We start from the raw sequence: 25719 nt of genomic DNA, 5'->3' as shown, positions 1-25719 counted from the left end.
CCGTCCCTAGCGGCGCCTGCCCCGGCGCGGGGACGGGGTGGCCGGCTTGGGTTCCGGGGGGTCGATGCGGTGCAGGTCGAGGGTGGCCGGGAGCGGGGTGGCGCCGGGGCCGCCGGACTCGGCCCAGGCGATGATCTCGTCCGTCGCGGTGTCGTCCAGGGCCCAGCCGAACCACACGGCGCGGGCGCCCCGGCGGCGGGCCTCGGTGGTGGGCTGGACCACGATCACGTTGGCCCGCTCGCAGGGCCCGAGGCAGTCGCTGGTCCGCACGGCGAGCCGGCCCCCGGAGGCGTCGGCGGCCTCCCGGAGCCGGGCGAGCTGGCCGGCGTGGTCGGTACCGGGGTTCTTGCGGGGGTCCCCGCAGCAGCAGCCCCGGCAGACCACGAGGGTGCAGGGGCGCGGGGCATGGGCGGCGAGCGGGCGTATCCAGGTCACCGACGCACGTTACCGGGCCCGCGGAGCGGGGTGTTGGGGCCGGGGCGAGACCTCCGCCACACGGCGGCCGGGAGTTGGGCCGCGTCCGGGGCCTGCGGGTCCGCGGCGCGGCGGCGGGCCAGGACGGCGCACACCATGAGCTGCATCTGGTGGAAGAGCATCAGCGGCAGCACGGCGAGGGAGGCCTGGGCCCCGAAGAGCACGGTGGCCATGGGGAGTCCGGCGGCGAGGCTCTTCTTGGACCCGGCGAACTGGATGGCGATGCGGTCCTCGCGGCCGAAGCCGAGGCGGGCGGACCCGTACCAGGTGACGAGGAGCATCACGGCCAGGAGCACGGCCTCGACGGCCATCAGCACGCCGAGGCGGGGGAGGCTGATCCGGTGCCAGACCCCGGCGGCCATGCCCGCGCTGAAGGCGGCGTACACGACGAGGAGGATCGAGCCCCGGTCGACGTAGCCGAGGACCTTCTTGTGGCGGGTGAGGAAGGAGCCGACCCAGCGGCGCAGGAGCTGGCCGAGGAGGAAGGGCAGCAGCAGCTGGACGACGATCTTGAGGAGGGAGTCGGCGGAGAAGCCGCCGCCGGCGCCGCCGAGGAGGGCTCCGGCGAGCAGCGGGGTGAGGACGACTCCGGCGAGGCTGGAGAAGGAGCCGGCGCAGATCGCGGCGGGGACGTTGCCCCGGGCGATGGAGGTGAAGGCGATGGAGGACTGGACGGTCGAGGGGACCAGGCACAGGAAGAGCAGGCCGTTGTAGAGGGGCTGCGTCAGCAGGGTGGGTACGAGCAGCCGGGCGGCCAGGCCGAGGGCCGGGAAGAGCAGGAAGGTGCAGGCCAGGACGGTGAGGTGGAGGCGCCAGTGGCGCAGGCCGTCGAGGGCCTCGCGGGTGGAGAGGCGGGCTCCGTAGAGGAAGAAGAGCAGGGCCACGGCGGCCGTGGAGGCGCCGTCGGCGACCGGGGCGGCCGGGCCGGTGGCGGGGAGCAGCGCGGCGAGGCCCACGGTGGCGAGGAGCGCCAGTACGTAGGGGTCCAGGGGGAGCCGGGCGGGGAGGCGGGGGCGTCGCATGGGCGGTGCTCACTTGCTGTCGGGAAGGGCGCGCCCTGTGGCGGAGGGGCGGCTTCCATCGTCGCCGTTCGCCGGTCATCGGGAAACCCGTACACCGAACTGACTGTCATCGCGTGTCGTGATGGCCGCGTACTACCCTGGGGGCGTGTACGACCCGGTCCAGCTGCGCACCTTCCTCACCGTGGCCCAGACGCTGAGCTTCACCCAGGCCGCGGGGCGGCTCGGCGTGCGGCAGTCGACGGTCAGCCAGCACGTGCGGCGGCTGGAGGAGGCCACCGGCCGGCCGCTGTTCGCCCGTGACACCCACAGCGTGGCGCTGACGGAGGACGGGGAGGCGCTGCTGGGCTTCGCGCGGACGATCCTGGAGGCGCACGAGCGGGCGGCGGCCTTCTTCACCGGGACCCGGCTGCGCGGGCGGCTGCGGTTCGGGGCCTCGGAGGACTTCGTGCTGACGCGGCTGCCGGAGATCCTGGAGGGGTTCCGGCACGAGCACCCCGAGGTGGACCTGGAGCTGTCGGTCGAGCTGTCGGGCATCCTGCACGAACGGCTGGACGAGGGCCGCCTGGACCTGGTGCTGGCCAAGCGGCGCGGGCCCGGGGACGAGCGGGGCCGGCTGGTGTGGCGGGACCGGATGGTGTGGATCGGGGCGGAGGGGCTGCGGCTGGACCCGGAGCGGCCGGTGCCGCTGATCGTCTTCCCGCCGCCGGGGATCACCCGGGCGCGGGCGCTGGAGGTGCTGGAGCGGGAGGGGCGGGCCTGGCGGATCGCCTGTACGAGCGGGAGCCTGAGCGGTCTGATCGCGGCGGCCCGGGCCGGGCTGGGGGTGATGGCGCACACCCGGGGGCTGATCCCGCCGGGGCTGGTGCGCGTGGGCGGGCTGCCGGAGCTGGGGCCGGTGGAGTTCGCCCTGCTCCAGGGCCGCCGCCCGACTCCGGCGGCGGAGGCCCTGGCGGCGGCCGTCCTGGCGGGCGGCGACCGGCTGAGCCGACCGGCGTAGAGCGGCGAGTGCGCAGGTCACGCGGGGCGTGGCGCGAGGGGATCTTGTGGAGGTTTCCTCAGGGGTGCCGGGCGGCGGGGCCGGTGGGGTAGCGTCTCGGCGCCCGGCACCCAAGGAGGCAGTGTTGCGCGAGTTCACCGTGCCGCCCGTGGTCGGCGGCTCGCCGGCCGGCGGCCTGGCCGACGTCGTGTTCGAGCGTGCCGGGCGGGACCCGCACCGGGCGGTACTCGGGCGCAAGACGGCCGGGGCGTGGCGGGACGTGACCTCCGCGGAACTGGCCGGCGAGGTGCTGGCGCTCGCCAAGGGGCTGCTGGCCCAGGGGGTGCGCTTCGGGGACCGGGTCGCGGTGATGGCGCGCACCCGCTACGAGTGGACCCTGTTCGACTTCGCGCTGTGGGCGATCGGCGCCCAGCCCGTCCCCGTCTATCCGACGTCCTCGGCGGAGCAGGTGCACTGGATCCTCTACGACTCCTCCTGCACGGCGTGCGTCGTGGAGGACGAGGACCAGGCGATGACGGTCGGCTCGGTGATCGAGGGGCTGCCGCACCTGCGGCTGCTGTGGCAGCTGGACGCGGGGGCCGTGGCGGAACTGGTCGCGGCCGGGCGGGGGGTGGACGAGGACGTGGTGCACCGGCACCGGCGGGCCGTGACCCCCGACGCCGTCGCCACCGTCATCTACACCTCGGGGACCACGGGCCGGCCCAAGGGGTGCGTGCTCACCCACGCGAACTTCATGTTCGAGGCGGACACCCTCGTCTCCCGCTGGGAGTCGGTGTTCCGGGCGGGTCCGGGCGAGCAGCCGTCCACCCTGCTGTTCCTCCCGCTGGCGCACGTGTTCGGGCGGATGGTGGAGGTGGCGGCCGTGCGGGCCGGGGTCAAGCTCGGGCACCAGCCGGCGCTGGCCGCCTCGGAGCTGCTGCCCGATCTGGCCGCCTTCCGGCCGACGTTCGTGCTGGGGGTGCCGTACGTCTTCGAGAAGGTCTTCGCGGCGGCGCGCCGCACGGCGGAGGCGGAGGGGCGGACGGGGCCCTTCGACCGCGCGGTGGAGACGGCCGTGCGGTACGCGGAGGCTCGGGAGCAGAAGGCGTTCGGGACCGGGCCGGGGCCGTCGGCGGCGCTGCGGATGGAGCACCAGCTCTTCGAGAAACTGGTGTACGGGAAGGTCCGCGAGGCCCTGGGCGGGCGGGTGCGGCACGCGATGTCGGGCGGTTCGGCGATGTCGCGGCGGCTGGGACTGTTCTTCGACGGCGCCGGGATCACGGTGTTCGAGGGGTACGGGCTGACGGAGTCCTGCGCGGCGGCCACGGCGAACCCGCCGGGGGCGGTGCGGTACGGGACGGTGGGGCCGCCGATCCCGGGCACCACGGTGCACATCGCCGAGGACGGGGAGGTGTGGCTGTACGGGCGGCACGTCTTCTCCGGCTACCTGGGCGACGCGCGGGCCACGCAGGAGGTGCTGCGCGAGGGCTGGCTGGCCACCGGGGACCTGGGGCGGCTGGACGGGGACGGCTATCTGACGATCACCGGGCGCAAGAAGGAGATCCTGGTGACCTCGAACGGCAAGAGCGTGGCGCCGGCGGCGCTGGAGGAGCGGGTGCGGTCGCATCCGCTGGTGTCCCAGTGCGTTCTGGTGGGCAACGACCGGCCGTTCGTGGCGGCGCTGGTGACCCTGGACATGGAGGGGATAGCGCACTGGCTGTCGATGCGCGGGCTCGCGCAGCGGCCGGCGGAGCACCTGGTGGGCGATCCGGCGCTGACGGCGGAGGTGCGCCGGGCCGTGGTGGCCGCCAACACCCTGGTGTCGCAGGCCGAGCAGATCCGCGCCTTCCGGGTGCTGGCCGGGCAGTTCACGGAGGAGCGGGGGCTGCTGACGCCCTCGCTGAAGCTGAAGCGCCGGGCGATCGAGAAGGCGTACGCGCGGGAGATCGCGGGCCTGTACCCGTCCTGACGGCACGCGGCGGTAACGGCCGGCCAACAATCTGACGAGGCGTCATTTCACTCCGTCAGCAATATTGACGGTGCGTCAGGTCACGCACAGAATGCGGGGATTCCGACCGGAGGGGATCCACACATGTCGCGAACCGTCCGCGCCCTGGCCGCCGCAGCGGCCGCGCTCGCGCTCGTCTCCGCCTGCAACTCCGCCGCCCCCTCCGGGCACGGCGACGGGGCCTCGAACGCCTCCGGCCCCACCCGCGGGGTGACCGACACCTCCGTCAAGGTCGGCGGGATCGTCTCGATGACCAGCGCGAGCGGCTACAGCAAGAAGGACACCGACCTCGGGGCCCGCGCCCGCTTCCTGCGGGCCAACGCCGAGGGCGGGGTCCAGGGCCGCAGGATCGACTACATCGGCGCGGAGGACGACGGCCAGGACCCCGGGAGGAACCTGGCGGCCGCCCGCAAACTCGTCCAGCAGGACGAGGTCTTCGCCGTGGCTCCGATGAGCTCGGTCACCTTCTCCGGCGCCGACTTCCTCCAACAGGAGAAGGTGCCCACCTTCGGCTGGGGCACCCTGCCCTCCTTCTGCGGCCCGCAGTACGCCTACGGGTTCAACGGCTGCCTGGTCCCCTCCCCCGGCGGCACCCTCAACCAGACCTGGCCCGAGGGCATCGCCAAGGTCCTCGGCGGGGCGGGCGGCAAGTCCGTGGCGATCGTCGCCAACGACAGCGACGCCGGGAAGTTCGGCATCCGCACCTTCCAGCAGGGCTTCGCCGCCGCCGGGTTCACGGTCTCCTACGCCAAGGCCTCCGTCCCCGCGGCCGCCGTGCCCAGCGACTGGTCGGCGTACGTGAAGGAGATCCTCGGCGGCGACGGCGGACGGGCGCCCGACGCGATCGTCTCCGTGATGCAGACCCCCAACAACATCGGGCTGTTCACCGCGCTCAAGCGGGCGGGCTACCGGGGCGTGCTCACCGACCCCACCGACTACGACCCGGGCCTGCTCGCCAAGGACGCCGCCCGGCAGGCCCTCGACGGGGTGTACGTCCTGCTCCAGTTCGAGCCCTTCGAGTCCACCGGCCCCAAGATGGCGCAGTTCAAGGCCGACATCAAGGCGGCGTCGGGCGGCCAGGACGTACCCCTGAACATGCACATGCTCACCGGGTACATGTCGGCCGACCTGTTCCTGTCCATCGCGCAGAAGGCGGGCAGGGACCTCACCCTCACCCACTTCCAGAACGCCGCGCAGTCCTTCTCCGACACCGGGACCCTCGTCGGCGACCGCGCCGAACCCAAGGGGCAGAAGGACAGCTTCGGCTGCGGGGCCCTGGTCCGGCTGACGGGCGGGGCCTACGAGGTGGCCGTGCCGTTCGCCTGCCACGAACCCGTCCCCTTCAAGTAGGCGCGGCCTCATGGGGGATCTGCTCGCCTTCGTCCTGAGCGGCCTGGTCTCGGGCGCCCTGTACGCGCTGCTCGCGACCGGGCTGGTGCTCTCGTACTCGGCGTCCGGGCTGTTCAACTTCGCGCACGGCGCCACCGCCTACCTCGCCGCGCTCGCCTTCTACGAACTGCACTCGGGGCTGGGCTGGCCGGCGCTGCCCACGGCCCTGCTGGTGGTGTGCGTGCTGGCGCCGGGGCTGGGCTGGGGGCTGGACCGGCTGATGTTCCGGCGGCTCGCGCGGGTCGGGGAGACCGCCCAGATCGTGGCGACCATCGGGCTGCTGGTGGCCCTGCCGGCGGCCGGGCTGTGGGCGGTGGAGCTGCTGGGGGACGCCGGGGCGCCGGTGCTGCCCGCCGAGAACCAGTTCGGGCTGCCGGGGGTCGGGCCGAGCCCGGCCCGGTCCTGGCGGCTCGCGGACGGGGTCGGCGTGGACTCCGACCAGCTGATCACCTGGGCGGTGACGGCGGTCGTCGCGGTGGCCCTGTGGGTGCTGCTGCGGCACACCCGGCTCGGACTGCGGCTGCGGGCCGCCGTCGACGACCGGACGCTGACGGAGCTGCGCGGGATCAGCGCCGACCGGCTGTCGTCGGTGGCGTGGATGCTGGCCTCCGGGCTGGCCGGGCTCGCCGGGGTGCTGGCCACCCCGCTGCTGGGGCTGTCGGCGCACGATTTCACCCTCTTCCTGTTCGTCTCGGCGACGGCCGCCGTGATCGGCCGGTTCGCGTCGGTGCCGCTGGCCTTCGCGGGCGGGCTGGGGCTCGGGGTCGTGCAGAACCTGGTGGCCGGGTACGCCTCCTTCGCCGAGGGGCTGACCGGGTTCCGTACGGCGGTGCCGTTCCTGATCCTGTTCGCGGGGCTGCTGGTGCTGACCCGGCGGGCCCGCACCGCGGGGATGGCCGCCGACGGGCCACCGCCCCCGCCCGACCCCCTGGCCGGGGCCCCGTGGGGCAGGCGGTGGGGGGCGTGGGCGGCGGCCGGGGCCCTGCTGTGCGCGGCCCTCTACACCGTCACCACCCCGTTCTGGAGCGGGCTGCTGGCGCAAGGGCTGGCGCTCGGCCTGGTGTTCATGTCGTTCACCGTGGTGACCGGGCTGGGCGCGATGGTCTCGCTGGCCCAGGCCGCCTTCGTCACCGGGGCGGCGCTGGTTGCGGGGCTGCTGATGAGCCGGGGCTGGCCGTTCGCGGCGGCGCTGGCGGCGGGGACGTGCGTCGCCGCCGCGCTGGGGGCGCTGGTGGCGCTGCCCGCGCTGCGCCTGGGCGGGCGCTCGCTGGCGCTGGCCACCCTCGCGCTGGCGTTCCTCGCCGACCAGGTGCTGTTCCAGATGCGGTGGCTGCGCGGCGGGGACGCGGGCTGGGCGGTGCCCCGGCCCGTGATCGGGCCGCTGGACCTGTCCGACGACCGGGCGCTGGGGGTGGTCCTCGTCGTGCTGGCCGCGGTGGTCGCGGCGGGGCTGGGCGCCCTGCGGAACTCCCCGACCGGGCGGGCGATGCTGGCGGTGCGGTCGGCCCCCGCGGCGGCGGAGGCCTCCGGGGTGTCGGTGCTGCGGACGAAGCTGCTGCTGTTCACGCTGTCGGCGGGGCTGGCGGGGTTCGGGGGCGTGATGTACGCCTCGTACAACACGCGGATCACGGCGACGGACTTCACCGCGATGACGGGGCTGGTGTGGCTGGCGGTGGTCGTGGCGGCCGGGGTGCGGCGGGCGCCGTACGCGGTGGTGGCGGGGCTGGTCTTCGCGGTGGCCCCGCGGCTGCTGTCGGACCACCTGACGGCCTCCTCCCACCTGCCGCTGGTCCTGTTCGGGCTGGCGGGGCTGGCCCTGGCCAATGATCCTGACGGGTACTGCGCGGCGGTTCCGGTGCGGTGGGCCCGGCGGCGGGCGGGGGCGGGTGTCCCTGCGGGGCCGTCCCCCACCCACCCTTCGCCCGTTCCCCGGGACTCCGCCCCGGACCCCGCCCCGGACCCCGTTCCGGGCGCCGCGCGCCCACATCCAGCCCCGCCGGCGTTTGAGGCGCGGGGGTCTGGGGGCGGGGCCCCCGGGGGCCCCGCGGGGCAGGCCTCCGCCGGGCGGACCCTGCTCGAACTGTGCGGGGTCCGCGCCAGGTACGGCGGCGGGAGCGTGCTGCGCGGGGTCGATCTCGCCGTGCGGGAAGGGGAGATCCTCGCCGTGCTCGGACCCAACGGCGCGGGGAAGAGCACCGTGTGCCGGGTGGCGGCCGGGCTGCTGCCCGTCGACGGCGGGACGGTACGGGTGGCCGGGCGGGACGCCACCCGCGACGGGGCCGTACGCCGCTCCCGTGCCGGGGTGCTGCTCGCGCCGGAGGGGCGGGGCGTCTTCCCCGCGCTCACCATCGAGGAGAACCTCGCCCTCCGCCTGGCGGACCCGGCCGACCGCGACGCGGTGTACGACCGCTTCCCCCGGCTGCGCGAGCGGCGGCGCGTCGCGGCGGGCTCGCTGTCCGGCGGGGAGCAGCAGATGCTCGCCCTCGCCCCGCTGCTCCAGCGCCCGCCCCGGGTCCTGATCGCGGACGAGCCCTCCCTGGGGCTCGCCCCGCGCGTCGTGGACGAGGTGTACGCGCTCCTCGGGGAACTCCGCGCGGCCGGGACCGCGCTGCTGCTGGTGGAGGAGAGGGCCGCCGAGGTCCTCGGGGCCGCCGACACGGTGGCCTTCCTCGCCCGGGGCCGGGTCTCCTGGTGCGGCCCCCGCGCCGAGGTCGAGGCGGACCGGCTCGCCGACGCCTACCTGGGGACGGGCTCGTGAGCGGCGCGGGCGGATACGTGCTGGAGGCGCGCGGGGTCGGGGTTCGGTTCGGCGGGGTGCGGGCGCTGGACGGGGTGGACCTCGGGGTCCGTGCCGGGGAGGTGTGCGGGCTGATCGGGCCGAACGGGGCCGGGAAGACCACCCTGTTCGACGTCCTCTCCGGGATCCGGCGGCCCGACCGGGGCCGGCTGCTGCTCGACGGGACGGACGTCACCCGCCGCTCCCCCGTCTGGCGGGCCCGGCACGGGATGCGCCGGACCTTCCAGCACCGGCAGCTGTTCGGGCAGCTCAGCGTGGCCGACAACGTGCTGGTCGCGCAGGAGTGGCGGGGCGGCGGGGGCGGGCTCGCCGCCGACCTGCTGGCCCTCCCGGCCCGCCGGGCGCGGGAGCGGGCCCGGCGGGAGCGGGGCGAACGGGTGCTGGCCGACTGCGGACTCGGCGCGCTGGGGGCCTCGTACGCGGGCGGGCTCCCCGTCGGGCGGGCCCGGATGGCGGAGCTGGCCCGTGCGGTGGCCGATCCGCCGAGGGTGCTGCTGCTGGACGAGCCGGCCTCCGGGACGTCGGCCGGCGAACGGGAGCTGCTCGCGCGGGTGGTGCGGCGGCTGGCGCGGGAGGAGGGCTGCGCGGTGCTGCTGGTCGAGCACGACGTGGCCTTCGTGATGGAGCTGTGCGCGCGGGTCGTCGTCCTCGACCTGGGGACGGTCCTGGCCGAGGGCACCCCCGCCGAGGTGCGGGCGGACCCCCGGGTCCGGGAGGCGTACCTGGGTGCGCCGGGGACCTCGTAGGGGGCGGCGGCCTGGGCCGTACGGGTGGTGTGGCGCGGTGGCGGGCGGGGAGGGGAATACGGCGTACGGGTGGCCGGTTGTCGCCCCCCGTACGCCACCGCGCCCCGACCACGAGGAACACCCACCGTGCACCAGGTCCCGAACATCAAGCTCAACAACGGCACGCTCATGCCCCAGCTCGGCTTCGGCGTCTGGCAGGTTCCCGACGACGAGGCGGAACGGGTCGTCGGGACCGCGCTGGAGGCCGGCTACCGCAGCGTCGACACCGCCGCCGTCTACGGCAACGAGCGGGGCACCGGCCGGGCGGTGACCGGCTCCGGGCTGCCGCGCGAGGAGCTGTTCGTCACCACCAAGCTGTGGAACGGACCGGACCGGCGCTGGGACCGCGACGCGGTGCTGCGCGCCTTCGACGACTCGCTCGGCAAGCTGGGCCTGGACCACGTCGACCTGTACCTGATCCACTGGCCGCGCCCGATGCGCGACGACTTCCTCACCATCTGGAAGACCTTCGAGGAGATCGCGGAGAGCGGCCGCGCCAAGGCCGTCGGCGTGTCGAACTTCCGCCCCGCGGACCTGGAGCGGCTCGGGGCCGAGAGCCCGCTGGTCCCGGCGGTGAACCAGATCGAGCTGCACCCGCTGTTCCCGCAGGCCGAACTGCGCGCGCTGCACTCCTCGCTCGGCATCGCGACCGAGGCCTGGTCCCCGCTGGGCCAGGGCAAGGAGCTGCTGGAGCTCCCGGCGGTCGCGGCGGTGGCCGCCAGGCACGGGCGCAGCGCGGCGCAGGTGGTGCTGCGCTGGCACCTCCAGCTGGGCACCATCGTGATCCCGAAGTCGGTGACCCCGGCGCGGATCCGGGAGAACCTGGACGTGTTCGGCTTCGAGCTGGACGCCGAGGACCTCGCGGCGCTGGACGCGCTGGGCGCGGACGGGCGCCGCATCGGTCCGGACCCGGCCGAGTTCGACGTCTGAAGCGGACGTGGACGCTCCCGGATCCGCCGGTTCCGCCGCCTCCTCGGGCGGTTCCGGCCCCGCCCGAACTCCGGGCCCTCGTGAGGGGGTCTACCTGATCCGCAACGCGGGCAGCGGGCTGGTGCTCCAGCTGGAGGGCGCCTCCCGGGTGCGGGTCGGCCCCGACGGGCCGCCCGCCCCGGTTGCGGCCCGCCGGTGGCGGCTCGAGCCGACGCACGGCGGCGCCGGCGTGTACCACGTGGTGAGCGAGGACAACGGCCGGCGCCTCGACGTGGCCAACGCGTCGACGGACGAGGGGGCGCGGGTGCAGGTGTGGCGGGCCAACGCCTTCGGCGCCCAGGAGTGGATCGTCGAGGAGCACCTCGACGATCCCGGCGTGGTCTCCCTGGTCGCCTGCATCAGCGGCCTGCTGCTGGAGGCCGACGGGGAGGGCCGGGCCCGGCAGGGCGAGGACGCCGACTCCCCGTCGCAGTGGTGGCGGCTGGAGCCGGCCTGAGCCCCGCCCGGGCCGGCCGGCCCGGGGTCGCGGCGCTCCGGGTCAGCTCGCGCCGTGGGCGGGGGCGAGGGCCTCGACGCGTTCGGCGAGGGCGAAGTCCTTCTCGGTGACGCGCCCGCCGGCGTCGTGGCTGTTCACCGCGAGGCGGACGGTGTCGTAGCCGAGGGTGAGGTCGGAGTGGTGGTTCAACTCGTCCTGGACCACGCAGATGTGGGCCACGAGCGCACCGGCGGCGCGGTGCGAGCCCACGCGGTAGGTGCGCAGGATCCGGTCGTCCTCGAAGGCCCAGCCGGGGAGTTCCCGGAGCCGGTCCTCGATCTCCTTCTGCGACAGCGGTTCGCTCGGCATCCGCGGCCTCCTCGTGCTCGTCAGCGGTCCTCCGGCGTGATGTGCGGTCAGTTTTCCACGGTGTGCGCCGGAGTGAACCCCTCCCGCGCCGGTGCGCCCGGGTGCTTCCGCGTCGCGGTCCGGGGCGGAGCCGCTCGGTTACCGTCGTGGCCATGACGACCACGACCTTGCCGGACGGCACCTCCGTGGGCCCCCTGCTGCGCGCCTGGCGGGTGCGGCGCGGGATCAGCCAGCTGGAGCTGGCGGGCCGCGCCGACTCCTCGTCCCGGCACATCAGCTTCATCGAGACGGGCCGTTCGCGGCCGAGCGAGGAGATGGTGCTGCGCCTCGCCGAGCACCTCGACGTGCCGGTGCGCGAGCGCAACGACCTGCTGCTGGCGGCCGGTTACGCGCCCCGGTACGCGCACACGCCGCTCGACGACCCGTCCATGGGCGCCCTGCGGGAGGGCCTGGAGCGGCTGCTGACCGGCTACGAGCCGTACCCGGCGCTGGTGGTGGACGGGACGTACACGGTGATCGCGGCCAACCGGGGCGTCGCGATGCTGCTGGACGGGATGCCGGAGCACCTGCTGGTGCCGCCGCTGAACGCCATGCGGCTCACCCTGCACCCGGAGGGGCTCGCCGGGCGGATCCACAACCTGCGGGAGTGGCGGGGCCACCTGCTGGCCCAGATGGAGCGGCAGATCGCGCTGGCCCGCTCGGCGCCGCTGCGCGCCCTGTACGAGGAGGTGGCCGCGTACCCGGTGGCGGAGCGGCCCGGCGACACGGAGCCGGACGAGCCCGTCCCGCCCATCGCGCTGCCGCTGCGGATCGAGCACGACGGGCACCTGCTGTCGTTCGTGTCGTCCATCTCCACCTTCAACACGCCGATGGACGTGACCGTCGCCGAGCTGGCCATCGAGACCCTCCTCCCGGCGGACCCGGCGACGGTGAAGTACCTGCGCGGCCTGGGCTGAGGCCCGGCGCTCAGCGGCCGGCGGCGGTGGCGCGCAGCGCCGTCTGCTGGACGAGGGCGAAGGCGGCGACGACGAGGGCCTGTGCCGGGATCCACAGCGCGCCGGCCGTCGTGGGCGAGAACCAGACGAGGAGCGAGACCAGGCTGAGGACCGCCCAGAGGTAGTTGGCCTCGATGACGAGGCGCACCGGGAGCACCGGCGGGCGGCGGCTCGCCGCCAGCCGGCCCACGCCGGCTCCGTAGACGGTCAGCAGGAGGCCGAGCGCGAGGAGGGTGGACGGGCCGACGCCGAGCAGCCGGCCCAGCGGTCCGGAGAAGGCGGCGTAGGCGAGGCCGTTCCCAGCGGTGACCACGGCGTCGAGGGCGAGGAAGCGGCGCAGCGCGGTCTGCGGGACGGTGGTGCGGGCGAGGCCGGAGATCAGGGTCGCGGACACGGCGGTCAGCCTCCATCGGGGTCGGAGCGTACGGCGGGGACGGGTTCCGGGGCCGAGTGCGCGGCCCCGGGACCCGATGGCCCCACTGTGCCGACGGGGGCGGGGCGGGGTCGATTACCTCCGGGGTCATGGCGGCCGTCCGGCCCTGCGGAGGGGCGGATTCCGGGGTGGCCGGAAAGCTACCCGTCCGTATGGCGCCAATGTTTGGGGATGCGCTGGTTCGGCGCGGGAGCGGCGGTTAGGCTTCGTCGCACCGAGCCCCCTCGAACGCCCTGTCGACGTACGGAGAACCTCCCGGTGCGAGACGCCACCCGCCGCGACGCAGACGGCCGGGAGCGGCCGCTCGCCGACGTCGCCGAGGGGGAGGCGCGATGAGGACCACGCGGACCATGCGCGGGCTCGGCTCCGACCTGCTGGCGGAGGCGCGGATCGCGCGGCCCTGCGGGGCCGCCGGGATCATCGCGGGGCTGTGCGGCGCCTACGCGCGCCGGCGCGGCGGCCGGCCGGTGGAGTCCCGGTTCGTCCCGTTCCCCCCGGACACCGCCAGCGGGCTGTGGCTGGAGCTGGAGGACCGCGACCTGATCGTGGTCGAGGCGCGCACCCGGCCCGAGCACCAGCTCGTCATCGCCTGCCACGAGCTGTGGCACCTGGAGGAGGGCGCCTGCGACGGCCACGGCCCGGGCATGGCCGTCGCCGCCCGGCTCACGGGCCCCCGGGGCGGGCTCGCCGGGCTGCTGCGGACGGACTCGGGGCTGGGGGCGGTGGTCCGGCAGGCGGCCGCGCGCGCCGACGCCGACGATCCGGCGGAGGTCCGGGCCGAGACCTTCGGCCTGCACCTCGGCACGATCCTGCGGACCTACCTGCCCCCGCCCCGGCAGGACCCCTTCCCCGAGGACCTCGAACGGATCAGGTCCTCGCTCGGCTGGAGCCGTTGAGCACCCGCCACCGGACGCCCGCCCCGGCCGCCGGCCCCACTCCACCCGCCCGAGCCGCCGCCGGACCTGCGCCGGGTTCCCGGCGGCCTGACAGAGAGCACCACACGATGACCCAGTCCTCCCCGCCGCGTCACGCCGTCGTCATCGGCGGCAGCATGGCCGGCCTCCTGACGGCGGCGGTGCTCTCCGAGCACGCGACGGTCACGATCATCGACGCCGACACCTTCCCCGAGGGGCCGGAGCCCCGGCGCGGGCTGCCGCAGGCACGGCACGTCCACGTGATGTGGTCGGGCGGGGCGCGCGCCATCGAGGAGATACTGCCGGGCGTCACGGACGCCTGGACGGCGGCGGGGGCGATCCGCCGGCGGCTGCCCACCGACGTGGTGACGATGACCGCGTACGGCTGGCTGCCGCGCTGGGGCGAGAAGCAGTTCACCGTCTCCTGCAGCCGCGACCTGCTCGACTCCGTGGTCCGGGCCCGGGTCACCGCCCTGCCCCGGGTCACCGTGATGCAGCGCAGCCGGGTGCGCGGCCTGGAGGGCACGGCCGCGCGGATCACCGGTGTCCGCGTGGACACCCCGGAGGGGCAGGGCGTGCTGGTCCCGGCCGACGTCGTCGTCGACGCCGGCGGGCGCGGCTCGCGCTCGCGGCTGTGGCTGGAGGAGCTCGGCGCGGGCGCGGTCCCCCAGTCCGAGGTGGACTCCGGGCTGGTCTACGCGACGCGGATCTTCCGGGCGCCCGAGGGGGCGCACGCGCTGGGCTTCCCCATCGTCAACGTCCAGTCCGACCCGCGGGTTCCCGTCCCCGGCCGCACCGCGACGATCGTGCCCATCGAGAACGGCCTGTGGCAGGCCACCCTGTCCGGGACCCGGGGCGGGCAGCCGACCGGCGACCCCGACGCGTTCATCCCGTTCGCCCGGGACCTGCGCGATCCGATCGTCGGGCAGCTCCTGGAGGGGCGCACCCCCCTCACCGACGTCGCCGTCACCCAGAGCACCACCAACCGCCGCCTGCACTTCGAGAAGGCCGATCTGCCCGACGGGTTCTTCGCGGTCGGGGACTCCGTCGCGACCTTCAACCCGCTCTACGGCCAGGGCATGTCCGTCGCCGCCAAGGGGCTGCTCGCCGTCCGCGCCCTGCTGCGCGCCGGGGGACTGTCGCGGCCCGGTTTCGGCAACGCGGCGCAGCGCGCCCTCGCCCCGCAGGTGGCCGCCGCGTGGAGACTGGCGACCTCGCAGGACATCCTCTACCCCGGTGCCACCGGCATGCGGCCCAAGCGGGGGTCGGGGCTGCTGGACGCGTACGTCGGCCGGCTGATGGCCGGGGCCACCGTCGAGGAGCCCCTCACGGCCGCCTTCTTCGAGGTCATCACGATGACCAGCCCGCCCACCGCCTGGCTGCGCCCGGAGGTGCTGTGGCGGGTGCTGCGGTCCTCCGAGCGGGCCGCCCTGAAGGCCCCGCCGCTGACGGCCGCCGAGCGGACGGTCGCCGGACTCGACGGGGCGGCGGGCGGCGCCGTCCGCCCCGTCCGCCGGACCGGGGCCGACGGCCGCGCCCGGGGCGGCGGGCCGGCCGGCCTCTCCCTGTGAGGTACGGGCTGGTCCTGTACCTGGCCGGCTCGGTGATGGCGCTGGCCCTGCTGATCAAGGCTCCGGCCATGCGCCGGAGCTGGGACCAGCCGATCATCCGGGCGGTGTGCGCGCTGCTGGGGGTGGGCTGCCTGCTGACCTTCCTCGCGGCGCCGCCGTCGCTGGCGGCGGTCAACGGGCTCACCGGCGTCGTCAACTTCGCCGCCCCGCTCGTGTACGGGGTGCTGACCGCCTTCTCGGGGGCCTCGGTGGTGCTGATCCTGCACTGGTCGGGGGGTCCGGCGGCGAGTCTGCGGCGGGCGACCCGGCTGACGGTGGGGGCCTTCGCCGCGGTGACCGCGGCGATCGCGGTGCTGTTCGCGCTGGGGGACGCGCCGGTGGAGCGGCTGCGGGACCTGGACACGTACTACGCGAACACGCCGTGGATCCGCGAGATGATCGTCTGCTACCTGCTGGCGCACACGGTCGGCAGCACCGCGCTGAGCCTGCTGTCGCTGAAGTGGATGCTGCGCGTGGACCCCGCGCTGCGGCCGCTGCGCACGGGGCTGGCGCTGATCATGTCCGGCGGGGTGCTGGACCTCGGGTACCTCGTCGCGAAGTGGGCGGCGGTCGGTGCCCGCTGGGCGGGCCGCGACTGGGACGGCCTGTCCACGTACGTGGCCCCGCCGCTGGCGTCGGCGGCGGCGCTGCTGGTGGGGTGCGGGTTCGTGGTGCCGGTGGTCGGCGGGTCCCCGGTCTGGCGGGACCTGAGCCAGTACCGGCGGCTGCGGCCGCTGTGGAAGGCGCTGCGCGGGTTCGCGTCCCGCAGTGTGACGACGGTGCCGCTGACCTGGTGGTCGCCTCCGGGGATCCGGCTGGTGCACCGCGAGTCGGTGATCGCCGACGGGCTGCTGGCCCTGGCCGGCTGGTGCGATCCGCCCGTGCGCCGGGCGGCCCTCGCTGCGGCGCGGCGCCAGGGGCTGGACGCGGCGGAGGCGGCGCTGGTGGCGGACGCGGCGATGCTCGCCGCCGCCTGCCGGGAGCGGGCGGCCGCCGAACGGGCGGGAGGGGCCGGGGCCGGTCCGGCCGACCCGGCCGCCGCCGACGCGCTGGCCGGCCGCCCGCTGGCCGCCCTCGCCCGCGCGTTCCGCGCCTCCCCCGTCGTGGCGGCCGCCCGCCGGGGGAGCCTCGTACCGGCCCCGGGAAGCGGCGAGCGCCCCGGGCCGTAGGGCCGGGGCGCTCGCCGTGCGGGAAGGGGGTCGGCTCAGAGGTCCGCGAGGGACAGGCCGGCCTGGGCGGCCGCGGCGTGCACGGTCTGCTCCAGCAGGACCGCGATGGTCATCGGGCCGACGCCGCCGGGCACCGGGGTGATCAGGGAGGCGCGGGCGGCGGCCGACTCGAAGTGGACGTCGCCGACGTTGCCCTCGTTGTAGCCGGCGTCCAGGACGACCGCGCCCTCCTTGATGTCCTCGCCCCGGATGAACTCGGCCTTGCCGACGGCGGCGACCAGCACGTCCGCCTGGCGGACGATCGAGGAGAGGTCCTTGGTGCGGGAGTGGCAGTAGGTGACGGTGGCGTTCTGCTCCAGCAGCAGCATCCCGGCGGGCTTGCCCAGGATCGCGCTGCGGCCGACCACGACGGCGTGCTTGCCGGTGAGGTCCACCTCGTACTCGGCGAGCAGGCGCATGATGCCGCCGGGGGTGCAGGAGACGAAGCCCGGCAGGCCGAAGCCCATGGCGGCGAAGGAGTGCATGGTGACCCCGTCGACGTCCTTGCCGGGGGCGATGGCCTCGAAGGCGGCCCGCTCGTCGATGTGGTGCGGGACCGGGTGCTGGAGCAGGATGCCGCTGATCTCCGGGTCCTCGGAGAGGGCCGTGATCGTGGCGACGAGCTCCTCGGTGGTGGTCTCTGCGGGGAGCTCCACGTGGCGGGAGGTGATGCCCGCCTTGGCGCAGCGGTTCTGCTTCATGCGCACGTACGTGACGGAGGCGGGGTCCTCGCCGACCAGGACGGTGGCCAGGCAGGGCGCGGTGCCGGTGCGCTCGGTGATCTTCGCCGCGAGGGAGGCGGTCTCCTCGGAGATGCGGCGGGCCAGGGCGGTGCCGTCCATGAGCTGGGCGGTGGCGGTGGGGGCGGTCGTCACGGGGTCTCCTGAACGTCGCTGCGGATCGCGGATCGCGGATCACGGATCGCCCAGGCGCGCGGCAGACGGCGTACGGGGAGGTGCGTACGCCGGGCCGCTCCCCGGTGGTGATCCACCCGAACGCCAGTCACGGCCCGGCTCCCACTGTAGTCGACCGGTCCGGCCCGGTTATCCGGTGGATGACCGGAGCCCGGCCTGGGACGATCGAGACATGACGCGCACTTTCGACCATCTCGTCGCCGAGGCCGAATCCGTCTCGGTGGACGGCTGGGACTTCTCCTGGCTCGACGGCCGGGCCACCGAGCAGCGCCCCTCCTGGGGGTACCAGCGGCTGCTGGGCGAGCGTCTGGCCCGGGCCGGCTCGGCCCTGGACATCCAGACGGGCGGCGGCGAGGTCCTGGCGGGAGCGGGCCCGCTGCCGCGGCTGACGGCGGCGACGGAGTCCTGGCCGCCGAACGTCGAGAAGGCGACCCGGCTGCTGCACCCGCTGGGCGCCGTGGTGGTCGCCGACGCCGACGAGCCTCCGCTGCCCTTCGGCGACCGCGCCTTCGAGCTGGTGGCCAGCCGGCACCCCGTGACCATCTGGTGGGAGGAGATCGCCCGGGTGCTGACCCCGGGCGGCACGTACTTCTCGCAGCAGGTCGGACCGGCGAGCGTCTTCGAGCTCGTCGAGTACTTCCTGGGCCCGCAGCCGGAGGAGGTCCGCCGCTCCCGGCACCCCGACGACGCGGTGGCCGACGCCCGGAAGGCGGGCCTGGAGGTGGTCGACCTGCGCTCCGAGCGGCTGCGTACGGAGTTCCACGACATCGGAGCCGTGATCTACTTCTTGAGGAAGGTGATCTGGATGGTGCCCGGTTTCACGGTCGGGCAGTACCGGGACCGGCTGCGCGAGCTCCACGAACGGATCGAGCGCGACGGTCCGTTCGTCGCGCATACCGCCCGATTCCTCATCGAAGCCCGCAAACCGGGCTGACGCGGGGAGGGGCGTACGGGACGGATCCGGCACGGTTCCGGCACGGACGCGGCCCCGCCGGATCGGTTGCCCGGACACAGCGTGGCGCAGGTCACTCAATTCAGCGCGTAACGAATCGACTCGGGCAGGCGATGAACCGACAGGTGTCCTCGCGCGGCCCCGGAATACAGCCCCCCTGGGGACTGTTTCCCGAGTCCGCGCGATGATTCCCGCCCACCCCCTATCTGTTCGCAACGAGAGGCTCCTTGTGTCGCTCAGCCCGTCCCGTACGTTCCCTCCGGAGATCGCCGAATCGGAGGCCCTCGTCGCGCTCGTCGAGCGCGGCCGCGAGCAGGGTCACATCAACGGTGACGATGTGCGCCGGGCCTTCGAGGCCGGCCGCATCCCGGTGGACCAGTGGAAGCGGGTCCTGCGCAGCCTGAACCAGGTCCTGGACGAGGAGGGTGTCGCCCTCCACGTCAGCGCCGCCCCCGCCACGAAGACCGCTGCCAAGAAGCCCCGCAAGGCAGCCGCCGCCCCGGCCCGCACCGTGACGAAGAAGGCGGCCGCCGCGCCGCGCCCCATCGGCGCGCGCAAGGCTTCGGCCGCCGCCCCGGCCACCGCCGCGGCGATATCCGCTCCGTCGGCCGCCGCCGCGGAGGAGGTGTCGGCCGAGGCCGGCGCCGAGCCCAAGAAGCGCACGGTCAAGAAGACCGCGGCCAAGAAGGCCACGGCCACCAAGAAGACCGCCGCGAAGAAGACCACCGCCAAGGACGCCGACGACGCCGAGAACCCGGCCGTCGAGGGCGAGGACTGGGCGGTCGAGGACCTCGCCGAGGAGCCCGAGGAGGAGGCGCCCAAGGCCGGCGGCCAGGGCTTCGTGCTGTCGGACGACGACGAGGACGACGCCCCGGCGCAGACCGTCATGGTGGCCGGCGCCACCGCCGACCCGGTCAAGGACTACCTCAAGCTCATCGGAAAGGTGCCGCTGCTCAACGCCGAGCAGGAGGTCGAGCTCGCCAAGCGCATCGAGGCTGGTCTCTTCTCCGAGTACAAGCTCGAGGAGGAGGAGGACCACAAGCCCGCGTTCAAGCGCGAGCTGGAGATCCTCGTCGAGGACGGCCGCCGCGCCAAGAACCACCTGCTGGAGGCCAACCTCCGTCTCGTGGTCTCCCTGGCCAAGCGCTACACGGGCCGCGGCATGCTCTTCCTGGACCTGATCCAGGAAGGCAACGTCGGCCTGATCCGCGCCGTGGAGAAGTTCGACTACACCAAGGGCTTCAAGTTCTCCACGTACGCGACCTGGTGGATCCGGCAGGCGATCACGCGTGCCATGGCCGACCAGTCCCGCACCATCCGCATCCCCGTGCACATGGTCGAGATCATCAACAAGCTCGCCCGCGTGCAGCGCCAGATGCTCCAGGACCTGGGCCGCGAGCCCACCCCGGAGGAGCTGGGCAAGGAACTCGACATGACCCCCGAGAAGGTCATCGAGGTCCAGAAGTACGGCCGCGAGCCGATCTCCCTGCACACCCCCCTGGGTGAGGAGGGCGACAGCGAGTTCGGTGACCTCATCGAGGACTCCGAGGCGGTCGTGCCCGCGGACGCGGTGTCCTTCACCTTCCTCCAGGAGCAGCTCCAGTCGATCCTGGGCACGCTCTCCGAGCGCGAGGCGGGCGTGGTCTCCATGCGCTACGGCCTCAACGACGGCCAGCCGAAGACGCTGGACGAGATCGGCCGCGTGTACGGGGTGACCCGTGAGCGCATCCGCCAGATCGAGTCCAAGACCATGTCGAAGCTGCGCCACCCGTCGCGTTCGCAGGTGCTGCGCGACTACCTGGACTGATCCCCGGGGACGCACGAAAGCGGAGGCCCGCGCCGTTCGGCGCGGGCCTCCGCGTTTTCCGTCGTGCCCGCGTACCGGTCAGCCGGCCGTGCCGGCCGCGCGGGCCCTGCGGGCGGACATCAGGGCGTAGACCAGGACGCCCGCGAAGAGGAACAGCACGCCCTGGTAGACGGCCGCGTACCCGGAGCCGGCGACCAGCCACATCGAGAAGGCGAAGGCCAGGCCGGCGAGGACGCCGTCGCGGACCAGCTGCCCGCGCCGGACCCGGTCCCGCTGCCCCGAGGCCAGGAAGTACAGCTGGGCGGCCGTCGAGAGCAGGTAGGGGACGGTCGCCGTGAAGGTGGTGATCAGCACCAGCGACTCGAAGACCGCGGCCGAGCCCGCCGTGTAGTTGTAGACGGTCAGGGCGGAGGCCATGACGACCGTGACGATCACGCCGACCACCGGCACCCCGCGCCGCTTCTTCCCGAAGGCCTTCGGGAAGAGCCCGTCCTTGGCGGCCGCGTACGGGGTCTGGGCGCCGAGCAGGGTCCAGCCGTTGAGCGCGCCGACCACCGAGATCACGGCCGCGGCGGCGACCAGGGTGCCGCCCCAGGTCCCGCCGAACATCGTGTCGACGGCGTCGGTGAAGGGCGCCTGGGAGGCGACCAGCTTGTCGTGGGCGACCAGGCCGAAGACGGAGAGGGTGCCGAGCAGGTAGACGACGGCGGCGCCGACGGTGCCGAGGACGGTGGCCCGGCCGACGTTGCGGGCCGGGTCGCGGACCTCGCCGGCGCTGACGGCGGCGGACTCGACGCCGATGTAGCTGAAGAGCAGGATCGCGGCGGAGGCCGAGACCGCGCCGACCGGGCTCTGGTCGGTGGCCCGGAAGGGGCCGAGGTTGGCCGGGTCGAAGAAGAACAGCCCGCCGAAGGCGACGAGCAGCAGCGGGACCAGCTTCAGGACGGTCGCGACCACCTGCACGGCGCCCACGTACCGGGTGCCGGCCAGGTTGGAGAGGGCCGGCAGCCACTGGACGAGGAGGGCGGCCAGGCACATCGTCCACTTGTGCTCCCCCACCGCGGGGAAGAGCACGGCGAGGTAGCCGACGGAGGCCACGGCGAGGGCGGCGTTGGAGACCCAGGCGGTCATCCAGTAGCTGTACGCGGCGAGGAAGCCCGCGAAGTCGCCGAAGGCGGCGCGGACGTACACGTAGGGGCCGCCGGTGCGCGGGTGGCGCCGGGCTAGGCCGGCGAAGACCAGGGCGAGGGCGACCGCGCCGAGGGTCAGCACGGCGAAGGACAGCAGGCTGATGGTGCCGAAGGGGGCGACCGAGGCCGGCAGCAGGAAGATCCCGCCGCCGATGACGTTGCCCATGACCAGGCAGACGGCGACGGGGAGGCCGAAGCGGCGGGCGTGCCGGTCGGCCGGCTCGGCGGAGGCAGGCGCTCCGGTTCCGGTGGCCCCGGGGGCGGTGCTTTCCTCGGCGGGCGGGGCTGCGGTGCTGGTCATCGGTGGTGCGCCTCTGGGTGTCTCACATGGTGGGCAGGTCAACACATGGTTGACCACCGTGAACTCCGCACCAAATCACCGGGTTTCGTCCGGCACCGGACCCGCCGCGGGCGGAAGGGTTGCGCCCGATCCGCCCTCCGGCCGGGGATCCTCCGGCCGGGGATCATCCGGCCGGGGTTCCCCGGGCTGCCGTTCCTCCGGCCGACGCTCCTCGGGCCGCCGCTCCTCCGGCCGGGCCGGGAGCGGGACCTGGGGGCCGTCCGACTCGCGCAGCCAGCGGCGCAGCACCTCGTGCACCGCCTCCGCGCCCACCGGCTCCGGGCCGGGCTCGGAGAGGTCCGTCGGCCACATCAGGAAGGGCCGCCCCTGCTCCCCGCCCAGGCCCCCGTGCGAGCCGATCTGCTCCTCGAAGGCGTGCACGGTCCCGGTGCGGGGGTCGTACGCGGAGTTGACCATGACGTCCGCCACGTGCGGGAAGGAGTCCGTCCGGCGGACCGCGTCCGCCGCGCCCGGTCCGAACGCGGCCAGGAGTTCCTCCGCCGCCCCGGGGACGTCGAGCCGCGCCGAGGCCCCGCCGGGGCCCAGCACCTCCCCGTCGACCAGCAGGAAGCCCACCCCCGGATGGCCGGCCAGGGTGGCCAGCAGGCCGGGGTGGGTCCGCTCGATCCGCCGGCGGGTGGCGCGGCCGGGGAGGCGGGGGAAGGAGATCAGCCCGAGGTTGCCGGAGGCCAGCACCACCGGGTCCGGGCCCGGCGGGGGGTGGGCCTCCTCCCCGTCCTCCTCCACCGGCCGGGGGAGGGCGGCCAGGACCGCCGCCCGGGCCTCGGCCCCGCTGCGGGTGCGGCCGGCCCGGCGGGGCACCGGCAGTCCGCAGCCCGCCCGGACGAGGTCCTCCAGGCTGAGCCCGTAGCGGCCGAGGAAGGTCTCCCCCGGGCTCTGGCCGTGGTCCGACAGCAGGACGAAGCGGTACTCGCGCGGTGCGTGCTCGGCGACCCGGGCGATCAGCGCGAGGCTCCGGTCGAGCCGGGCGAGCACCCGGTCGGTGTCGCGGCCGTGCGGGCCGGAGTGGTGGGCGACCTCGTCGTAGGCCACCAGGTCCGCGTAGACCGCCGACCGGCCCGCGAGCAGGTCCCCGATCACCGCCGAGACCACCACGTCCCGCTCGACGACCGTGGCGAAGGCCCTGATCAGCGGGTACAGGCCGGCGCGCGAGACCCTGGGGTGCTCGTCGCGCAGCCGCGAGCGCAGCGACTGGCCGATCTCCCGGCCCGCCTCGGCGACGAAGGACAGGGCGGTGCGGACGGCGTTGGCCGGGTCGGAGAAGTAGGCGAAGTAGCCCGCGCGGGAGCGGTTGGCGCGGCCGCGCCGGGCCGCGACCGAGAGGACCAGGGCCAGCTGGTCGGCGCCCCCGCTGAACAGGTTGCCCCGGCTGGCCCCGTCGAGGGTGAGCAGCCCGCCGTCCCGGGTGCGGGTCACGGCGCGGCGCTGGAGTTCGGCCGCGCTGGTGGGCCGGTTGCAGACCATCACCTCGCCGGTGTCCTTCTCGTACCAGCGGAAGGCGGGGACGTCGAAGGTGGAGCCGTGCAGGATGCCGAGCTGGCTGGCCCCGGTCTGGCTGGACCAGTCGGTGCGCCAGGGCATGACCCGGTGGCTGCGGTCCAGCCAGCCGGCCACCGTCGGCATCAGGCCGTCGGCCGCCGCCTTGCGCAGCACCCGGTAGCCGACCCCGTCGAGCTGGAGGAAGACCAGCCCCGGGCCGCCGCCCGGGGGCGGTCCGCGGCGCCGGCGGCGCCGGGCCGCGAGCCGGCGCAGCCGGCGCCGGTAGGCCTCGTCGTCGCGTACGGCGAGCGCGGTGGAGGTGGCCGAGGCGACGGCGGACATGGCGGCGGCGACGACCACCGCCGTCTCGGGGGCGGCGGCCGCGCCGCGTTCCGCGGGGATCAGGCTGAGGGCCATCAGCAGGAGGGAGCCGTTGAGGAAGAAGACGAGCAGCCCGAGCACGAGGGCGGGGACCAGCAGCAGGGCCCGTACGACGACGGGCCAGACGAGGGCGGTCAGCAGGCCGAAGGCCCCGGCGCCCCAGGCGGCGGTGAGCCCGACCCGGGTGACGCTGTCCCCGTCGGCGGACTCCAGGCGGAAGTCGGGCAGGACCGCCGCGAGCACGAGCAGGGTGAGCGTGGACGCCGCCCACACGAGGAGCATCCGCACCAGCGCGCCGCCCGCGGCCCGCCACCGCCCTCTCCAACGCCCCACGGCCCACCGCCTCGCGTCTCCCCCGGACGTCTGCCCGCGGTCCCCCCGCCAGCGTCGCACAGGGCGGCGCGGGAGGCCGGTCCGCACGGATGGCGCACGGGGGGGCGGGGGCTCTCAGGTGCCGTCGTAGCCGGCGGTCGGCATGGACAGCCGGCGGTGCACCTCGGCCTTCATGGCGGAGGTGTAGAGCGGTTCCTCCAGCCCGGCGGTCTCCAGGCGCACCCCGCGCCGCGCGCACTCCGCGGTGAACTCCTCGACGGAGCGCAGGGCTCGGGCCAGCACCCGCCGGCTGGGGGCGACGAACAGGTCGACCCGGCCCTCGTCCACGTCGCTCCACAGCCCGCAGTGGTCGGCCCGCAGCCCGTAGAAGAGCAGCTGCCGGGTGACCACGTAGCCCTGGGCGGCGGCCCAGCGCGCGCACATGGCGTGCTGGCTCCGGGTGTCCACGGCGAAGGGGTCGGCGTCGAGTTCCTCCAGCGGGGCCAGGCTGGCGATCGCGGCCACGCGCAACGCATCCATGGCGCCCGACCCTACTCCGATCCGGGCCCGGGGAGGAGGGGTGGTGCGGAGTTCCGCTTCGGGGCGAACCGGCGGGGGAAAGCCTAGGCTCGACTGGGTGAGGGAAGGGGGTGCGGGGTGCCGGTCGAGATCACCTGGTGGGGGCACGCCACCTGCACGGTGCGGGACTCGGGGGTGCGGGTGCTGACGGATCCGCTGTTCGTACGGCGGTTCGCGCACCTGCGGCGCCGTCGCGGGGCGGTGCCCCCGCCGGAGGCGGCCGAGGCGGACGTGGTGCTGGTGTCGCACCTGCACTCCGACCACCTGCACCTGCCGTCGCTGGCCCGGCTGGCGCCCGGCACGCGGCTCGTGGTGCCGCGCGGGGCGCCCCGCGCGGTGCCGGGGCTGGCGCGGCTGGCGGCGGTCCGGGGCCTGGTGGTGACGGAGGTGGTCCCGGGCGAGGAGGTCGGCGTGCGCGCGGGGGTACGGGTCCGGGCGGTGAGCGCCCGGCACGACGGGCGGCGGCTGCCGTTCGGGCCGCGCCGGGTGCGGGCGCTGGGGTACGTGGTCGAGGGCGCGGAGCGGACGTACTTCGCCGGGGACACGGGGCTGTTCGACACGATGGCCGAGGAGACGGGGCCGGTGGACGTGGCCCTGCTGCCGGTGGGCGGCTGGGGGCCGTACCTGGGGCCGGGGCACCTGGACCCGGAGGGCGCGGCGCGGGCCCTGGCGCGGCTGGCGCCGCGGGCGGCGGTGCCGGTGCACTACGGGACGTACTGGCCGATCGGCATGGACGCGGTGCGGCCGCACGAGTTCCACGCGCCGGGCGAGGAGTTCGCCCGGCTGGCGGGGGTGCTCGCGCCGGAGACGGCGGTACGGGTCCCCGCGCACGGGGAGCGGGTGCCGTTGCCGTGACGGGGTGGTGGGAGGGGGCCGCGGAGGTGGTGGGGCGGGTACCGCCGGAGACCACCCAGCGGGCGGTGGGCTACCCGGCGCTGTTCGTCCTGGTCGCGCTGGGGGCGCTGGTGCCGGTGATCCCCACGGGGGCGCTGGTGAGTTCGGCGGCGGTGGTGGCCTTCCACCAGCGGTCGCTGCCCTTCGGGGTGCTGCTGGTGTTCGGGGTGGCGGCGCTGGCGGCGTTCGCCGGGGACCTCGCCCTGTACTGGCTCGGGCAGCGCGGGGTGCGCTCGCGCGGCGGCTCCCGGTGGCTGGAGTCCCTGCGCGGGCGGGCCGCGCCGGAGCGGCTGGAGCGGGCGCGGGCGGGGCTGGAGGAGCACGGGGTGCTGGTCCTGGTGCTGTCGCGGCTGGTTCCGGCGGGCCGGATCGAGGTGCGCTTCGACCGCCCCTTCGGCTTCCTGGCCGTGCACCGCGCCTCGCGGCTGGTCCTGGCCGCGGGGTGGGTCAGCGATCCGCTTCCCT

The 25719-nt window shown here is 75.2% G+C and carries 23 protein-coding genes and 1 riboswitch; of the genes, 15 read left to right on the top strand and 8 right to left on the bottom strand.

The window, feature by feature from the left end; all coding sequences use genetic code 11:
- Window positions 1-6 precede the first annotated feature (6 nt).
- Window positions 7-435 carry a (2Fe-2S) ferredoxin domain-containing protein gene (locus tag AB0O29_RS08845; protein ID WP_365148284.1) on the bottom strand — a complete coding sequence of 143 codons (429 nt, stop codon included), beginning with the start codon at window positions 433-435 and terminating at the stop codon, window positions 7-9.
- The gene (locus tag AB0O29_RS08840) at window positions 432-1496 is read right to left on the bottom strand and encodes a bile acid:sodium symporter family protein (protein WP_365148281.1); all 1065 of its coding nucleotides are present in this window, start codon (window positions 1494-1496) and stop codon (window positions 432-434) included. Before AB0O29_RS08840 ends, AB0O29_RS08845 begins: the two co-directional genes overlap by 4 nt.
- A gap of 145 nt (window positions 1497-1641) precedes the next feature.
- Here AB0O29_RS08840 and AB0O29_RS08835 point away from each other — a divergent pair, with 145 nt between their 5' ends.
- The 7 genes from AB0O29_RS08835 (at window position 1642) to AB0O29_RS08805 (ending at window position 10877) form a co-directional block, all read left to right on the top strand.
- A complete protein-coding gene (locus AB0O29_RS08835) occupies window positions 1642-2493 on the top strand; it encodes a LysR substrate-binding domain-containing protein (protein ID WP_045951979.1) in 852 nt (283 codons plus the stop codon).
- Window positions 2494-2617: 124 nt separating this feature from the next.
- On the top strand, window positions 2618-4441 hold the full coding sequence (locus tag AB0O29_RS08830; protein ID WP_365148277.1) for an AMP-binding protein: 1824 nt from the start codon (window positions 2618-2620) through the stop codon (window positions 4439-4441).
- 123 nt (window positions 4442-4564) lie between these two features.
- Window positions 4565-5830 (top strand): ABC transporter substrate-binding protein, encoded by a 1266-nt coding sequence (locus AB0O29_RS08825; protein ID WP_365148274.1) that lies wholly within the window; start codon window positions 4565-4567, stop codon window positions 5828-5830.
- 10 nt (window positions 5831-5840) lie between these two features.
- Entirely contained in the window at window positions 5841-8627 is a 2787-nt protein-coding gene (locus tag AB0O29_RS08820; protein ID WP_365148271.1) for an ATP-binding cassette domain-containing protein, read from the top strand.
- Complete coding sequence (locus tag AB0O29_RS08815) at window positions 8624-9412, top strand: ABC transporter ATP-binding protein (protein WP_365148268.1); 789 nt, start codon at window positions 8624-8626, stop codon at window positions 9410-9412. The genes AB0O29_RS08820 and AB0O29_RS08815 overlap by 4 nt, the downstream gene beginning before the upstream one ends.
- A 126-nt stretch (window positions 9413-9538) precedes the next feature.
- On the top strand, window positions 9539-10381 hold the full coding sequence (locus AB0O29_RS08810; protein ID WP_365148265.1) for an aldo/keto reductase: 843 nt from the start codon (window positions 9539-9541) through the stop codon (window positions 10379-10381).
- A gap of 94 nt (window positions 10382-10475) precedes the next feature.
- Complete coding sequence (locus tag AB0O29_RS08805; RefSeq protein ID WP_365148418.1) at window positions 10476-10877, top strand: RICIN domain-containing protein; 402 nt, start codon at window positions 10476-10478, stop codon at window positions 10875-10877.
- 42 nt (window positions 10878-10919) lie between these two features.
- Here the strand turns inward: AB0O29_RS08805 and AB0O29_RS08800 are convergent, their stop codons facing one another.
- Complete coding sequence (locus AB0O29_RS08800; RefSeq protein WP_365148262.1) at window positions 10920-11225, bottom strand: 4a-hydroxytetrahydrobiopterin dehydratase; 306 nt, start codon at window positions 11223-11225, stop codon at window positions 10920-10922.
- A gap of 152 nt (window positions 11226-11377) precedes the next feature.
- Here AB0O29_RS08800 and AB0O29_RS08795 point away from each other — a divergent pair, with 152 nt between their 5' ends.
- The gene (locus AB0O29_RS08795) at window positions 11378-12181 is read left to right on the top strand and encodes a helix-turn-helix transcriptional regulator (RefSeq protein WP_365148259.1); all 804 of its coding nucleotides are present in this window, start codon (window positions 11378-11380) and stop codon (window positions 12179-12181) included.
- Between the two features lie 10 nt (window positions 12182-12191).
- Here the strand turns inward: AB0O29_RS08795 and AB0O29_RS08790 are convergent, their stop codons facing one another.
- The gene (locus AB0O29_RS08790) at window positions 12192-12614 is read right to left on the bottom strand and encodes a hypothetical protein (protein WP_365148256.1); all 423 of its coding nucleotides are present in this window, start codon (window positions 12612-12614) and stop codon (window positions 12192-12194) included.
- A 371-nt stretch (window positions 12615-12985) separates the two neighbouring features.
- Between AB0O29_RS08790 and AB0O29_RS08785 the strand changes: the two genes are divergently transcribed.
- The 3 genes from AB0O29_RS08785 (at window position 12986) to AB0O29_RS08775 (ending at window position 16346) form a co-directional block, all read left to right on the top strand.
- On the top strand, window positions 12986-13549 hold the full coding sequence (locus tag AB0O29_RS08785; RefSeq protein ID WP_365148253.1) for a toxin-antitoxin system, toxin component: 564 nt from the start codon (window positions 12986-12988) through the stop codon (window positions 13547-13549).
- Between the two features lie 107 nt (window positions 13550-13656).
- Window positions 13657-15138, top strand: coding sequence for a pyridine nucleotide-disulfide oxidoreductase (locus tag AB0O29_RS08780; protein WP_365148250.1), 1482 nt, complete (start codon window positions 13657-13659; stop codon window positions 15136-15138).
- Window positions 15135-16346 carry an MAB_1171c family putative transporter gene (locus AB0O29_RS08775; protein WP_365148248.1) on the top strand — a complete coding sequence of 404 codons (1212 nt, stop codon included), beginning with the start codon at window positions 15135-15137 and terminating at the stop codon, window positions 16344-16346. The genes AB0O29_RS08780 and AB0O29_RS08775 overlap by 4 nt, the downstream gene beginning before the upstream one ends.
- 35 nt (window positions 16347-16381) lie before the next feature.
- On the opposite strand, the gene AB0O29_RS08770 is transcribed toward AB0O29_RS08775, so the two are convergent.
- Complete coding sequence (locus AB0O29_RS08770) at window positions 16382-17227, bottom strand: bifunctional 5,10-methylenetetrahydrofolate dehydrogenase/5,10-methenyltetrahydrofolate cyclohydrolase (RefSeq protein ID WP_365148415.1); 846 nt, start codon at window positions 17225-17227, stop codon at window positions 16382-16384.
- Window positions 17228-17301: 74 nt separating this feature from the next.
- Window positions 17302-17401, bottom strand: a riboswitch (ZMP/ZTP riboswitch).
- A 70-nt stretch (window positions 17402-17471) separates the two neighbouring features.
- Between AB0O29_RS08770 and AB0O29_RS08765 the strand changes: the two genes are divergently transcribed.
- Window positions 17472-18233 (top strand): methyltransferase domain-containing protein, encoded by a 762-nt coding sequence (locus AB0O29_RS08765; protein WP_365148245.1) that lies wholly within the window; start codon window positions 17472-17474, stop codon window positions 18231-18233.
- A 247-nt stretch (window positions 18234-18480) separates the two neighbouring features.
- Window positions 18481-20058: an RNA polymerase sigma factor gene (locus AB0O29_RS08760; RefSeq protein ID WP_365148242.1), complete on the top strand. Its 1578-nt coding sequence runs from the start codon at window positions 18481-18483 to the stop codon at window positions 20056-20058.
- A gap of 78 nt (window positions 20059-20136) precedes the next feature.
- Here the strand turns inward: AB0O29_RS08760 and AB0O29_RS08755 are convergent, their stop codons facing one another.
- The 3 genes from AB0O29_RS08755 to AB0O29_RS08745 form a co-directional block, all read right to left on the bottom strand.
- Window positions 20137-21549 carry an amino acid permease gene (locus tag AB0O29_RS08755; protein WP_365148239.1) on the bottom strand — a complete coding sequence of 471 codons (1413 nt, stop codon included), beginning with the start codon at window positions 21547-21549 and terminating at the stop codon, window positions 20137-20139.
- A 75-nt stretch (window positions 21550-21624) separates the two neighbouring features.
- Complete coding sequence (locus AB0O29_RS08750; protein WP_365148412.1) at window positions 21625-23751, bottom strand: alkaline phosphatase family protein; 2127 nt, start codon at window positions 23749-23751, stop codon at window positions 21625-21627.
- A gap of 165 nt (window positions 23752-23916) precedes the next feature.
- Entirely contained in the window at window positions 23917-24321 is a 405-nt protein-coding gene (locus AB0O29_RS08745) for a hypothetical protein (protein ID WP_365148236.1), read from the bottom strand.
- A gap of 117 nt (window positions 24322-24438) precedes the next feature.
- Here AB0O29_RS08745 and AB0O29_RS08740 point away from each other — a divergent pair, with 117 nt between their 5' ends.
- On the top strand, window positions 24439-25215 hold the full coding sequence (locus AB0O29_RS08740) for an MBL fold metallo-hydrolase (RefSeq protein WP_365148234.1): 777 nt from the start codon (window positions 24439-24441) through the stop codon (window positions 25213-25215).
- Window positions 25212-25719, top strand: a 508-nt coding sequence (locus AB0O29_RS08735) for a hypothetical protein (RefSeq protein ID WP_365148231.1), incomplete at its 3' end; no start/stop codon positions are given. The genes AB0O29_RS08740 and AB0O29_RS08735, both read left to right, overlap by 4 nt.

Source organism: Streptomyces sp. NPDC089915, assembly GCF_040684675.1.
Taxonomy (GTDB): domain Bacteria; phylum Actinomycetota; class Actinomycetes; order Streptomycetales; family Streptomycetaceae; genus Streptomyces.
The sequence above is the reverse complement of the archived record's forward strand: the minus strand, read 5'-3'. Positions and strand labels throughout refer to the sequence as shown.

Excerpts from the sequence above, each read along its gene's own strand:
- AB0O29_RS08770 (WP_365148415.1), bottom strand. The coding sequence starts at position 17,227 with ATGGACGGCACCGCCCTGGCCCGCCGCATCTCCGAGGAGACCGCCTCC.
- AB0O29_RS08765 (WP_365148245.1), top strand. The coding sequence starts at position 17,472 with ATGACGCGCACTTTCGACCATCTCGTCGCCGAGGCCGAATCCGTCTCG.
- AB0O29_RS08820 (WP_365148271.1), top strand. The coding sequence starts at position 5,841 with ATGGGGGATCTGCTCGCCTTCGTCCTGAGCGGCCTGGTCTCGGGCGCC.
- AB0O29_RS08795 (WP_365148259.1), top strand. The coding sequence starts at position 11,378 with ATGACGACCACGACCTTGCCGGACGGCACCTCCGTGGGCCCCCTGCTG.
- AB0O29_RS08745 (WP_365148236.1), bottom strand. The coding sequence starts at position 24,321 with ATGGATGCGTTGCGCGTGGCCGCGATCGCCAGCCTGGCCCCGCTGGAG.
- AB0O29_RS08800 (WP_365148262.1), bottom strand. The coding sequence starts at position 11,225 with ATGCCGAGCGAACCGCTGTCGCAGAAGGAGATCGAGGACCGGCTCCGG.
- AB0O29_RS08785 (WP_365148253.1), top strand. The coding sequence starts at position 12,986 with ATGAGGACCACGCGGACCATGCGCGGGCTCGGCTCCGACCTGCTGGCG.
- AB0O29_RS08750 (WP_365148412.1), bottom strand. The coding sequence starts at position 23,751 with ATGCTCCTCGTGTGGGCGGCGTCCACGCTCACCCTGCTCGTGCTCGCG.
- AB0O29_RS08840 (WP_365148281.1), bottom strand. The coding sequence starts at position 1,496 with ATGCGACGCCCCCGCCTCCCCGCCCGGCTCCCCCTGGACCCCTACGTA.
- AB0O29_RS08825 (WP_365148274.1), top strand. The coding sequence starts at position 4,565 with ATGTCGCGAACCGTCCGCGCCCTGGCCGCCGCAGCGGCCGCGCTCGCG.
- AB0O29_RS08755 (WP_365148239.1), bottom strand. The coding sequence starts at position 21,549 with ATGACCAGCACCGCAGCCCCGCCCGCCGAGGAAAGCACCGCCCCCGGG.
- AB0O29_RS08780 (WP_365148250.1), top strand. The coding sequence starts at position 13,657 with ATGACCCAGTCCTCCCCGCCGCGTCACGCCGTCGTCATCGGCGGCAGC.